Annotated in this window: 11 protein-coding genes; 3 read left to right on the top strand and 8 right to left on the bottom strand. The window is 45.1% G+C overall.

Annotation, left to right across the window (positions count from 1 at the left end; translation table 11 throughout):
- The first annotated feature begins 165 nt into the window (after positions 1 to 165).
- The gene (locus CXF65_RS12510; protein ID WP_025652352.1) at positions 166 to 414 is read left to right on the top strand and encodes a YdcH family protein; all 249 of its coding nucleotides are present in this window, start codon (positions 166 to 168) and stop codon (positions 412 to 414) included.
- A 173-nt stretch (positions 415 to 587) separates the two neighbouring features.
- On the opposite strand, the gene ahpC is transcribed toward CXF65_RS12510, so the two are convergent.
- Positions 588 to 1,154 carry an alkyl hydroperoxide reductase subunit C gene (gene ahpC, locus CXF65_RS12505; RefSeq protein ID WP_025652351.1) on the bottom strand — a complete coding sequence of 189 codons (567 nt, stop codon included), beginning with the start codon at positions 1,152 to 1,154 and terminating at the stop codon, positions 588 to 590.
- Positions 1,155 to 1,432: 278 nt separating this feature from the next.
- On the opposite strand from ahpC, the gene CXF65_RS12500 reads away from it, so the two are divergent.
- A complete protein-coding gene (locus CXF65_RS12500; RefSeq protein ID WP_101212282.1) occupies positions 1,433 to 2,341 on the top strand; it encodes a hydrogen peroxide-inducible genes activator in 909 nt (302 codons plus the stop codon).
- A 53-nt stretch (positions 2,342 to 2,394) separates the two neighbouring features.
- Complete coding sequence (locus CXF65_RS12495; protein WP_101212280.1) at positions 2,395 to 3,063, top strand: hypothetical protein; 669 nt, start codon at positions 2,395 to 2,397, stop codon at positions 3,061 to 3,063.
- On the opposite strand, the gene CXF65_RS12490 is transcribed toward CXF65_RS12495, so the two are convergent.
- The 7 genes from CXF65_RS12490 to CXF65_RS12460 form a co-directional block, all read right to left on the bottom strand.
- The gene (locus CXF65_RS12490; protein WP_101212278.1) at positions 3,044 to 3,646 is read right to left on the bottom strand and encodes a methyltransferase domain-containing protein; all 603 of its coding nucleotides are present in this window, start codon (positions 3,644 to 3,646) and stop codon (positions 3,044 to 3,046) included. The genes CXF65_RS12495 and CXF65_RS12490 overlap by 20 nt on opposite strands.
- A gap of 106 nt (positions 3,647 to 3,752) precedes the next feature.
- Positions 3,753 to 4,415 carry a M48 family metallopeptidase gene (locus CXF65_RS12485; RefSeq protein ID WP_101212275.1) on the bottom strand — a complete coding sequence of 221 codons (663 nt, stop codon included), beginning with the start codon at positions 4,413 to 4,415 and terminating at the stop codon, positions 3,753 to 3,755.
- Between the two features lie 24 nt (positions 4,416 to 4,439).
- Entirely contained in the window at positions 4,440 to 6,065 is a 1,626-nt protein-coding gene (locus CXF65_RS12480) for a DUF1513 domain-containing protein (protein ID WP_101212273.1), read from the bottom strand.
- A 3-nt stretch (positions 6,066 to 6,068) separates the two neighbouring features.
- Entirely contained in the window at positions 6,069 to 7,217 is a 1,149-nt protein-coding gene (locus CXF65_RS12475) for an imelysin family protein (RefSeq protein WP_101212271.1), read from the bottom strand.
- Between the two features lie 41 nt (positions 7,218 to 7,258).
- Complete coding sequence (locus CXF65_RS12470) at positions 7,259 to 8,920, bottom strand: di-heme oxidoredictase family protein (RefSeq protein ID WP_101212268.1); 1,662 nt, start codon at positions 8,918 to 8,920, stop codon at positions 7,259 to 7,261.
- A 265-nt stretch (positions 8,921 to 9,185) separates the two neighbouring features.
- On the bottom strand, positions 9,186 to 10,640 hold the full coding sequence (locus CXF65_RS12465) for an imelysin family protein (RefSeq protein WP_101212266.1): 1,455 nt from the start codon (positions 10,638 to 10,640) through the stop codon (positions 9,186 to 9,188).
- 304 nt (positions 10,641 to 10,944) lie between these two features.
- On the bottom strand, positions 10,945 to 11,601 hold the full coding sequence (locus CXF65_RS12460) for an OmpA family protein (protein ID WP_025652341.1): 657 nt from the start codon (positions 11,599 to 11,601) through the stop codon (positions 10,945 to 10,947).
- Positions 11,602 to 11,976: the final 375 nt, after the last annotated feature.

The following is an 11,976-nucleotide window of genomic DNA, read 5'->3' as shown; positions in this document are numbered from 1 at the left end:
TTGGCTGCAATTTTCCTCATTTTAAGCCTCACAATCTAAATGATGACACGCCCTAGTTTTATAAATCTTAATTTTATAATCAACAAGTCTCACAATCATAATCTGCCTTAACCACAACGCGTCACTGCTTATGTTAAGCACACGCTAAATAACAAGGATGACAACATGACCATGACTGATAAATGGCAAGACCACAGCGACATCATCGATGAGCTCAAACAAAAAAATACGCACTTTGCGAGTATCTTCGATGAACACACCACGCTGGATAGGCAAATCAACAAGCTTGAAAATGACGTGGTCAAACACGCCAGCCGCGATGAAGAAATCGAACAAATGAAGCGGCGCAAGCTCCAGCTCAAAGATGAGATTTACAAAACCATAGATAAAAATAAAATGCAATCTCAAGCGTAATCGCTTATTTATTATCGACAAACAACAATAAAAATATAGACTGTCAACATAAAAAGACCCCATCAACGTAAGCTGATGGGGTCTTTATTTATAGCGCTGGTTCAAATTAAAAAATAATAAAAACAGCGCTACCTCTCTTTAAATAGTTAGATAACTATTTAGATTTTACTGACTTAGATTTTACCCACTAGGTCAAGACTTGGCTTCAATGTATCGCCGCCTTGTTCCCAAGCTGCTGGGCAAACTTCGCCGTCGTTTTCACGAACATACTGTGCTGCTTTTACTTTACGTAGCATGTCTTTTGCACTACGGCCGATACCGCCAGCATGAATCTCAGCAACTTGAATCAAACCATCTGGATCGATTAAGAAAGTACCGCGCTCAGCCAAACCTGCTTCTTCGATCATCACGTTAAAACCACGAGTGATTTTACCAGTAGGATCACCGATCATTGGATAGGTCACTTTACCGATAGCCTCTGAAGAGTCATGCCATGCTTTGTGCGTGAAATGAGTGTCAGTCGATACTGAATACACTTCTACGCCCAAACCTTTAAGCTCTTCATAATGGTTTGCCATGTCTTCAAGTTCAGTTGGGCAAACAAAGGTAAAGTCAGCTGGGTAAAATAGGAAAATCGCCCAGTCACCTTTTACGTCTTCTGAAGTGATGGTTTTGAATTCACCGTTTACATATGCATCTGCTGAAAATTCTGGGATTTCTTGATTGATAATAGACGCCATGATTGGCTCCTTTTTTGATTAAGTATGATTGAATAAAATTGTGATTATTTATTTGATTGTTTCCGTTAAGCCTTGAACTATCTGGGCTACCTGACAAACTATACGCGAATTCTATGGTTAATCCAGTTAAAAGTTTTTAATGTGATGTTTTGTTTTATTAAACTTGTTAAACTATTCTATCTACTTCATGTCATCAGTGCGCTATCGGTAAATTTCGATAATGACCAAGAGGCATAAGTATCATCACTTGCATAAAAACCAACAATAAAAGAGGTCTTATGATTACCTTACGTCAACTTGAATTTGCTTTAGCGGTCGCTAAACATCGTCATTTCAAACGAGCAGCGGAAGACTGTAATATTTCGCAGTCTGCGCTGAGCTTAGGTATCGCAGAATTGGAAAAACAATTAGACACGCAGATTTTTGAGCGTAATAACAAGCAGGTGCTCATTACCCCTATTGGGCAAGACATCCTCACGCGGGCGCAGCGTGTGTTCTCTGAAGTGAGCGACTTGACCACCCGTGCGCACAGTCATCAAACGCCGCTTGCCTATCCGATGACCGTGGGCATCATCCCAACGATTGCTCCTTACTTGCTGCCAAAAGTTCTACCGGCGCTGCGAGCCAATTATCCAGAATTTCGTATGACCATCGTCGAGCAGCAAACCGAACGCTTACTCGAGCAAGTGCGCTATGGTCATATTGACACGGCAATCATTGCGCTACCCTATGCCGTAGACGGCTTGCACAGTTTTGAATTTTGGAGTGAAGACTTCTTTGCGGTATTCCCAAAAGACGATGTCCATGCCAAGCTTGAGACCATTAATTCTGACGAGCTCGCTACGGCCAATCTTATGCTGTTAGGTGAAGGACATTGCCTGACCGATCAGACGCTATCAGTATGTCATTTTGATCGCGCACAGATGAAGTCGAGCTTTTCTGACGCCAGTCTCAACACCCTCATTCAGATGGCGCTTGCTAATATGGGTACGACATTGGTACCTGAAATGGCGCTGGATCAATTGCATCTACAAAACCAAAATGCGGTCGCGGTACCATTGGCAGAAAAAGGCCCACATCGCCATATCGCCTTTGTCACCCGTTTGAATTATGCGCGTGTCGACGATGTGAATTTGCTGGGCAAAGTGTTTAAACAAGCTTTTGAAGAATCAGCTAATAAAAGCTGAGTGAACTGTTGAGATTATGAGGCGTTAATCATGTTAGGCAAGTGAGGGTAAATATGAATGATGTCTCGCACGTAACGTCCGACCTTGGTCAGCGCTTCGCCATACATTTAGCTGCCATTGCTAATAATATTGATCCAAGGGAAGTACAGGCGCTTTGGCAAGCTGTCGCTATCCGTTATAACGAAGCCCAGCGCGCTTATCATACCTTGCGCCATATTGAGCAGTTGTTTGCCCAGTTTGAGCAAGTTAAGTCGTACCTTTATGAGCCGCATATCATTGCTTTAGCACTGTATTATCACGATGTGATATACGAGCCGACGCGCTCAGATAATGAGCTTAAAAGTGCAAAATATGCGGTGGAATCGTTAAGTCCTTATCTGACTACTGAGCAATGCCAACTTATCTACGCGCTGATTATGATGACGGCTACCCATCAACTTAATGAATTACTGGATGCTAATAAACGCAGCGATGCGGCTTATTTGTTAGATATGGATTTAAGTATGTTGGGTGCTGCGTGGTCTGAATATGAACTGTATGCATCTGCAGTACGCCAAGAATATGCACATGTGCCAGTGACAGATTACCGTATCGGACGCACAGCTGTGCTAAAAGGACTATTGGCGCACTCAAGACTGTATTTGACTGATTTTTACTTTGAGCGATTAGAAAAGCCAGCTCGGGACAATATCAAGCGTGAGATTACTGCGCTTGCAGCTTGATAAATAACTCGCTGCCTTGGCGTGCAGGATGCGAATTATAGCTGGCCTCCATAATCTCTATATCAAAATACGCCTCAAAGCGCTGCTGATATTCCTCTATTGTGCCACCAAACGGTGGTTCATCACGCCCAAAATCCACATTAAAAAGTAGGCCAACCAGCTTGCCTTGCGGCTTCAATAACGCTGCCATCTGCTCGACATATTCATCACGACGTGACGGATTTATCGCACAAAAGAACGTCTGTTCGAGTATCCAATCAAATTGATATTGCTCAGGTGATAAATGAAAAAAGTCTGCACAAATTAAATGCTTGGAGGGAAAATCAGGATAACGTTCAGCAAAAGTCTCAATCGGCGCAGCAGCGAAATCGACCAACGTAACATTGGTAAAACCCTGCTCATGTAGATAACCTACCTCATACGCATTGCCTGCACCCGGCACTAAAATGGCCTGATCTTTCGCAGTGGCTGGCAGTTGGTCGATATAAGCTTTTAGCGGTGGTGACACCTGTCCCATATCCCACTGTATGCTACCAGTCTCATAACGCTGCTGCCAAAATTCGGCTTGATTGACATTTTTCATCTGACATCCTTGTATCTGGCTTGATTATTTAAATAACAGGCGGTGTACCATGAGCATTTATCATATCAGGCTGCGCGCTTATCTTTATATGATTTGCGTGAGACCTTTAGTCTAACTGACCCGTTTTACCCGCCAGCATATTGTGCCACTGCTGATAATCTGGCATCGCTGCTGCTACCGTCTGCCAAAATGCCTTGCTATGATTGGCATGATGCAGGTGACACAGCTCGTGGACGATGACGTATTCGGTGCATTCAATCGGATAAGCAGGAAGATACACGGACAACCAAATTCGGCGCGCGCGAGTGTTACAACTGCCCCAGCGCGTATGCATTTTTTTCAGTCGTACTTCGTTAGCGGTAGCACCGACTATCGGTTGCCACTTGTCAAATAACGATGGATTTACTTCAGTAAGTTGTTGCCGATAATAAGCAATTTTTTCATCGTGATTTAGCCTCAATGATTGTTCGATGCCCCATAAGAGCACGGGACTATCCGAGGTTGACGCTTTGGGTTTCGGGGTTTGCTTGTGATGATAACGCGCTAATACTTGCGGATGGTTGTCTAGCGCCCATGATACGCGCTTGTCGACAGCTTGGGCGATTTGGCTGGCGCTGATGGACATCGGTACAGAGACCATGAGCGCATAAGGCTTTAGGCGAAAATTGATATTTTTGACGCGTTTTTTACTCACGTGTAGCGCAATACCCGCTTGTGCCAGCTGTTGTCTGGCCAAATCTAATACGAGCGACGTACTCAGTTGCGGCATCGTGATTTTATCCTTTTATACCACTTATGCTAAGACTGCCTGCAGATGATTGTCAAAAGACATATTATGTATCTGACTGTCCTGCACAATAATAGCAGCTGTATTCTTGGAATCTAACTCTGCTACCTCCGATGTCTCTACTGATAGCGTATTGACCCACAATCTTGTCAGTTTCCCGTGCCCGTCGCTGACGATAAAACCTGATGTTCCATCCTTGTTTTTGGCCTGACCAGATACCTGACCCGCGACTAGCGAGGCTCCTGCACAATCTGGCAAACGCACAGCATCAATCAGCATACGTGTGTTTAAATCATAAATCGCCGCACAGCCGCCAATTGGTGTGGTCACACACAACAGATTGCGCTCACTATCAACCGCGACACTGGCAATGTATTGATGGAAGCGTTGCCATTGATTATTGGGCATAACCAATGGTTTAAAGTCGGGATCACCGCGATAGTGGGTCAAGACTAACGGCACATTGATATGTTTTTCACCTTGGAATTGAATACCAATCATCACCGTGCCATCGTCATGTATGCCCAAATGACGCACACTCATCTGATTGTGCTCAGGAGTAATTTGCTCAATCAGCGTTCCGTCATGACGATTCAAATAAGCCAAAGATGGACGCATGGTATCGAGATTCAACTCTTCACGAGAGGCTTGTTCTGTTTTGATACCGCCATTAGCGATGACCAACGTCTCGCCATCTGGATGCATGATCAACTCATGTGGCCCAATACCATGCGTGTCAAACTCGGCTACTTTGCTATAATTATTACGAGCATCGTAGATACCAATTTTACCCGCCAAGCTTATCGTATCATTCTCAGTGACGTATAGCGTTGAGCCGTCCAAACTGTAGCAAGCATGTCCATAAAAATGGCGATTATCAGCCGCTGTAATAGCGAATTTTACTTGCCCTATCGCCGTATCTAATACCCAAAACTTTTCACTGGGGCGGCGACCCAGCACCACAACATCGCGTGGACAGTTATGAGCATTTAATCTGTTTTGATTGTTTTGTCTATTTTGAATATTAGGGATTGGCTGGACAACGATATCGTGGACACGCTCAGGCATGGTGGTCTGCCAAACGATTTGTCGGTCTGCATCGATACCAACCACCCCAAAGCCAGTTTCATCATTACTACTATCATCATTGCTATCGTCGTTATTTATCAATGAGCGGTTCTGTGGCATCGACGCTACGCCACTGACCCAGCATACTGGACGCGCCAACATAATGGTGCTATGTATTGCCGTCAGCTCAGTGACGATATTTTTACTATCACGATTTTTATCATCGATATCATCATGATAAGCTCGTTGCCACGCAGCAGATGCTTGCTGATAGGCATAGCGAAGGCGGGTCAACTGGGGCTTGGGCGATGCTTGCAATGTATGCAGCTGAGCACGCACACCCGACACATAATCCTGCAATCGTGCTTCAGGCTGATGCTGCTTGCGATAGTGATGATGGATACCAACCAATGCCGCCGTTCCCAGTACGCTACCAAGCGTAGTCAAAGCCGAAGTCATCAGCGGCTCATGATTTGAGCGCTTGTTTACCGGTCTAGGCGTTGCTTTAGGCGACGTGCTATGAGATTTTGCTATTGCAGCGGTATGGGCTTCAGAGATTTGCATGACTTAATCACCATCGTTGCTGTTAAAGCCAACACGGATACCGAGGGTCGGAATCAATTGGCGTTTCAGCAGGCGGGTAATGGTCGTAAAATGATCAAACAATTCTTGCTGCTTGGCTTTATCGGCAGTCGCTAAATCCTCTGGCATCTGCGCCAATAGCGTAGTCGTATCAGCAAGCTCGCTTGATAGACTGGCCGCAATAGCATTCTCATCATTGCTACCAAGAATGGCCGTCAATACTGGGTCAGTCAGCGTTTTATTCAAGGTAGCCAACTTAGCATTAATAATAGCGCGGCTTTGTCCAGCGGTAGCAGCAGGCAGATGACCCTTGGCTTTGCCTGTAAGACCTAATGGCTCATCAATAGCATTGGTCTTCATCGTCTCAATCAATGACAATAAAGCGTTAAACCACTGGTTCAAACCTTGATCGCTATCAGCCGTTTTATCAATCGCCAGTAAAGTCGTGGCGTTCTGCTGCCAGTTACTTTCGATGTCTTTTAATCGCGTGCTTAAGGCGCTACTTGCGCTGACCACATAAGCACATTGAGCAGCATTCAAGCTGTCATTGGTAAATAGCGCCTCTTCCAGACCTGGTACGCCTTGCACAATAGCGCTCTCGTTAGCGAGCTGCTCTGGGGTTAGTTTTGGATTGGCCGCGATTAGCTCTGCAACCCCACTGTGTACCAAGCCGCGCTCGTCAGGATAATAATTAATGTACAAGTTGCTCATACTAGCAGTCGCAGGACCGAAGTTGATCATCTCAGCACTCGCCCATGCTTGCGCCAGCACCAGCCACTGAGCACGTAACGCTTGTAACTCATCACTGCTGACAGGCGCTTGCTGACAATGCTTCTGCGCCAAATCATGTAACAAACCACTTTGCTTCGCCGCATCCGCATAAGCTGGAATGACAATGTCTTCAGCCACATGCGTCAGATAGGTCTTTTCGGTCTCCGCGCTGATATCTATGGCGACTATCTGTTCGGCACTCGCGCTAGCGGCGGCCGTACTATTTGAGGCAGCGCCATCTTGCGCGACGGTTTGGCTATCCACCTCTGCTGTTTTATTCTCATCGGCAGGCTTGACACAACTGATGAGTAATCCAGCACTCAGTGCCGATAATGCCATTGCTAATGCAGGGTTTATTTTCATAAATTTCTCGGTAATGGGATAAGTAGTAATTTATATCACTTTTATAATGATTTTAAAAAGGCATTTAATTCAGCGCGTCCTTGCTTGTCCAACTTTAATACTTTTTGGCGTTGTTTTTCTGCTTCACCGCCATGCCATAGCACCGCTTCCATCAGCGTACGCGCGCGACCATCATGTAAAAAGGTCGCTTGTGGATCGACGTTTTGAGCCAGACCAATCCCCCACAATGCCGGCGTACGCCATTCATATGAGTTGGCCAAAAACTCAACTTGCGTATCTTTTGCCGGTAGCTTACCCGCTATCGTACGATCGGCAAGGTCATCACCCATGTCATGCAGCAGCAAATCTGTGTAAGGATAAATGACTTGTCCATGCTGCTCAAGATGATCATCGTCAGTTTTTGGCAACTGATATCTTGGCGTATGACAACTCTGGCAGCCCATATCATAAAAGCGTTTTTTACCAGCCAGCACCAATTTATCATCGGCATTGCGGCGATGTGGCACCGCTAAGTTCCGCGTATAAAATTCTACAAACTTCGCGACTTCATCATTCACTTCGACCGGTGTCTTGCCATTACCTTGCTCATCAGCGCCAGTGGTCGCTTTAATACAAGCGGTTTGGCTCGGCATGCAAGACTCATGAGGACGAATGTTTGAGGTCAACCCCATATCCTCATTAAAGGCACTTTGGTTTTGCGTAATCAGCTTGGTCTGACCGGCCTTCCAACCAAAACGACCGAGCGCATGCTTGCCCGTTTGCGGGTCCATCACCCAATTAAACTTACCACTGATGCCATCGCTATTTTTATTATTAGGCGTTTGGCTGGCTTGTTTTTTAATGTCTGCGTCTGGAATTTGCTCAAGTAGGCCCAGACCAATCATTGGCAAGGCGATGCGCGGCGAGACCATCATCTCATCATCGAATGCGCCATAGCCGGGTTTGGTCAACTCAAAGGTCGGCGCACGTAGGGTTTCAACATAACCATCAGCAAAGGTCACTGGCTTATCAGTCCACTGTACCGCAATTCGCGCTTCGGCCGGTACACCCTGAATACCGCGATCCTGTAACTGACCGCCATACATAGGATGCACCACTTTTTCAATCTGGGAATCCTGCAATTGCTGACGCTGCTCATCCGTTGTCGCTGGCATAGACAGACGTATTAATAAACTATCAGCATCGTCCTCACTGCTCATCGGCGCGTGACCACGACCGTCTTTGACGTGGCACGATTGGCAGGCAGCGACATTGAATAACGCACCAAGACCGTCACGGCTGTCCGTGCTAGCAGGCGCTACCACCCACGGTTGTTGAAAGAATGCATTACCAATAAAAAAAGAGCCTTTACGTGAGGCGGTGAGGTTTGACGAGGGTTTTGAGTAGCTCTCAGCGCTGGTAATACTGATACCAGTATCACCGCCTTGCTTAATCTCTTGCGGGTCAAAGGAAGCAAGCTGCTGCATGGATACCCCAGCCAGCGCTTCGATGTTTTGACTGCGCTCAGTAGACAATGAACTATCATCCTGCTTACCAGCCTGCGTGTCATTCTTATCAGCGGATGAGCTGTCAGTCGGTTGACAAGCCGCAAGTGACCATATGCAGAGCGCACTAAGCGCAAGCTTTAGAGGTGCATTTTTAGACAATAAAAAGGTATGAAGAGACATAGATGATCTGTCTTTCGTGGCAGGAAGGGCGTTCATAAGCATTGCCTTAGCGCTAGTATAGAACCATCAAAATCGCGCACCATAACAATATGTCGTTACAGTCAACAGGGTACAACTGTAAGAAAGCTGGCTGGTAGCGTTATTTTAATAGGGCATAAAAAAACACGTTGCCAACCGAGATTGACAACGTGTGTATTATACATAAATTACTTTCCTATGAAAATAATTCTCATTCACTTATAAAGACTTATCAGGCATTATAAATGAATACAACTGACGCTAGTAAGCGTATAAGCTGAGCTTAAAACTGTGAACCTGCATCAGCATCTAGATTGTCAATGCCAGCCGCTTTTGCCGCATTTTCAATACCAGTCGTCAATTCTTGCAAGCTGGTAATGGCAGTCTCAACCCAACCACGACGCGTATTTTGCTCTTCAGCAGAGATACCTTGTTTACTGGCTTGACCAACAGTCGCAATCATTTGATCAATCTTGATGCCTTCTTTTTCGCCCTTTTCGACGATGATATTAAAATCACTTTCCACCTTACTAAAATCAGCCGCCAGCTTATCAGCAACGTCTTTATGACCAGTATCAATTAGGTAGTTCTTCACGCCATAGCCACCCACGGTTTTACCCGCGACGGTCTTATAGCTACCATTAAAGACATTTTGAATACCGCGAGCATTATTGGCATAACTTAGATGGGTCAAGTCACTAAAGCACTCGTGCTCATCTTCGGTAGAGCCCGTGACAAAGGCGACTTGCATACGCTGAGAGGCCAGCTCGCCAAGTGCTAAACTGCCCATCTGGTACAAAATCTGGCGCAGACCATTGTTATCTTTACGCGCTATCATATCGCTGCGTAAGGTATGTTCGCTATCAGGCTGCCATTGGGCTTCCATTGCGGTTAAATCATCAACCAATAATTGCGCAGCAGCTTTTAAGAACTCGCCACGACGCTCACAAATACTTGCCTCTGTATTTGCGCTTTCGCCACTGGTACATTCACCATCGGTGGTGATATAGTCGCTAACCGGACGGTTGCCTGCACCCTCACCGACGCCATTGGTATCTTGTCCCCATAGCATAAACTCAATCGCGTGATAGCCAGTCGTTACGTTGGCTTCACTACCACCAATCTCATTCATGTCTGCTAACAGTTGCGGCGTAATGGTGCTGGTATCTTGCTTGATGCTACCGACGGCGATGCTATCACTATTGATGATATTGTCTTGACTGTTATATTCACCTTCGTAATCGTCGCTGACGTAATCAATGAGCGCTTCATCGAGCGGCCATGCATTGACCTGTCCTTCCCAGCTATCGACGCTGCCAATCTCACGCTGGTCATCAGCAGTCACAAAGGCTTCATCAAAACGGAACACTTCAGTTTGTGAGTAAGGCTGACGCGCCGCTTTATAGGCAGCTTTTGCCGCGTCAAGGTTCGCTTCAGTTGGCGTATCTACATAAGTATTTACAGCGGTCTGCAAGGTTTTTGCGCTATCTAATGAGTCTTTATAGGCAGCATGAGCCATATTTGCATAACTAATCACCAAGCGATCGATATTGGCTTTTTCTGCACCGGACGTGGTTTTATTATTAGCGGCTTCTGTGTCTTGTACCTCTGCTTGTGCATCAGTGGCGGCATCGTCATTGGCTTGTTTGGTACAACCCGATACTAGCAGTATCCCTGCAAGCGCAGCGGCTAAAGTAGTCGGTAAAATTTTACGGCTCGTCACTGTGGTCATATTCATACACGTCCTCGATGAGATACATTAGAAAAAGGGTAAATACAGTAAATAACGAATGTCCAGAATAATAATTACTGTCAAATCTGCCAAACGGTATCATTACTATTATTGAAATATTATTGCTAGAATATTCAAATATTTGCGAATTATAATGTTATTGATAACTATTATCAAACATAATTTGCCGTTTTGGTCTAGTCGGTACTCTTGATAATTTAGTGACGCAAATTTTAAGCACAAAAAAGGCCAGCATATTGCTGACCCTTTTTAGCAGTGTTTTTAATATAAATAGCTACTAAGTAATGGCTTAGTTTACGCTCTGTGGCGAGTTAATCGTTAGCTCAACACGGCGGTTTTGTTGACGACCATAATCAGTGTTGTTATCCGCTACTGGGCGTGATTCGCCATAAGCAACAACATTAACACGGTTAGAAGCCACACCGCGAGCTGTCAGATAGTTAGCTACTGAGTAAGCACGATCACGTGATAGACCCATGTTGTATGATGCTGAACCTTTGCTATCAGTGTGACCTGCGATGTTAACGGTGGTCTTATTATACTGATTCATCGTCGATGCTAGCTTATCAAGGGTTGGCTTAAAAGATGAGCTCAATGTAGCATCATCAAATGAGAAGGTAATGCTACCTGGCATAACCAAGTCAATGTTACCAGTCGTTGGGTTTTGTTCAACCGTGACGCCTGTACCAGCCATTTGTTGTTCAAGCTGCTTAGCTTGACGCTCCATGTAGTAACCAACGCCTGCACCCAATGCTGCACCAATAGCAGCATCACGACCAGTTTTGTCGCCGCCCGTTGCTTTTGAGATAGTCGCGCCACCTAAAGCACCCGCTAGTGTACCAACAGCCGTTTTATTCAAACGTTGCTGTCCAGTGTTTGGATCTGTTGTACAACCACTCAATGCTAGACCAGATGCGACTGCGGCAATCATTAATGTATTACGCATAATATTTCCTCTTAAGTTTAAAAAAATGGTTAAATTGTACTTTTTATAGAAGATTATTCATTAATCTTATTTAGGTGCTTATTTACACTCGTCATTATTATGGCAATTACCATCTATTCATGTGTAATATTTTGTCACATCTATGTATGAGAAGTGCAGAAGGCTTGCCAGTTTTTTTCTAACGCTAGCGATGTCTGCCATGACTAGTCACGTTTACAGTCGTACACTATCATTAATTTCTGCTAAAATCATGCAATAAAGTTGACCCTAAAGTAGCGCTAATAAAAGCTATAAGCATATAGCACGCGTTCAACCTTAACAAAACGCCAAAAACTTCGACGATAGCGACTCCAGAAATGGAGCATTTATATATTA

It is taken from the genome of Psychrobacter sp. Sarcosine-3u-12 (assembly GCF_002836005.1).
Classification (GTDB): domain Bacteria; phylum Pseudomonadota; class Gammaproteobacteria; order Pseudomonadales; family Moraxellaceae; genus Psychrobacter; species Psychrobacter okhotskensis.
The sequence above is the reverse complement of the archived record's forward strand: the minus strand, read 5'-3'. Positions and strand labels throughout refer to the sequence as shown.

Bases quoted from the DNA above. Each gene is read 5' to 3' on its own strand.
- CXF65_RS12510 (WP_025652352.1), top strand. From the start codon at position 166: ATGACCATGACTGATAAATGGCAAGACCACAGCGACATCATCGATGAG.
- ahpC (WP_025652351.1), bottom strand. From the start codon at position 1,154: ATGGCGTCTATTATCAATCAAGAAATCCCAGAATTTTCAGCAGATGCA.
- CXF65_RS12500 (WP_101212282.1), top strand. From the start codon at position 1,433: ATGATTACCTTACGTCAACTTGAATTTGCTTTAGCGGTCGCTAAACAT.
- CXF65_RS12495 (WP_101212280.1), top strand. From the start codon at position 2,395: ATGAATGATGTCTCGCACGTAACGTCCGACCTTGGTCAGCGCTTCGCC.
- CXF65_RS12490 (WP_101212278.1), bottom strand. From the start codon at position 3,646: ATGAAAAATGTCAATCAAGCCGAATTTTGGCAGCAGCGTTATGAGACT.
- CXF65_RS12485 (WP_101212275.1), bottom strand. From the start codon at position 4,415: ATGCCGCAACTGAGTACGTCGCTCGTATTAGATTTGGCCAGACAACAG.
- CXF65_RS12480 (WP_101212273.1), bottom strand. From the start codon at position 6,065: ATGCAAATCTCTGAAGCCCATACCGCTGCAATAGCAAAATCTCATAGC.
- CXF65_RS12475 (WP_101212271.1), bottom strand. From the start codon at position 7,217: ATGAAAATAAACCCTGCATTAGCAATGGCATTATCGGCACTGAGTGCT.
- CXF65_RS12470 (WP_101212268.1), bottom strand. From the start codon at position 8,920: ATGAACGCCCTTCCTGCCACGAAAGACAGATCATCTATGTCTCTTCAT.
- CXF65_RS12465 (WP_101212266.1), bottom strand. From the start codon at position 10,640: ATGAATATGACCACAGTGACGAGCCGTAAAATTTTACCGACTACTTTA.
- CXF65_RS12460 (WP_025652341.1), bottom strand. From the start codon at position 11,601: ATGCGTAATACATTAATGATTGCCGCAGTCGCATCTGGTCTAGCATTG.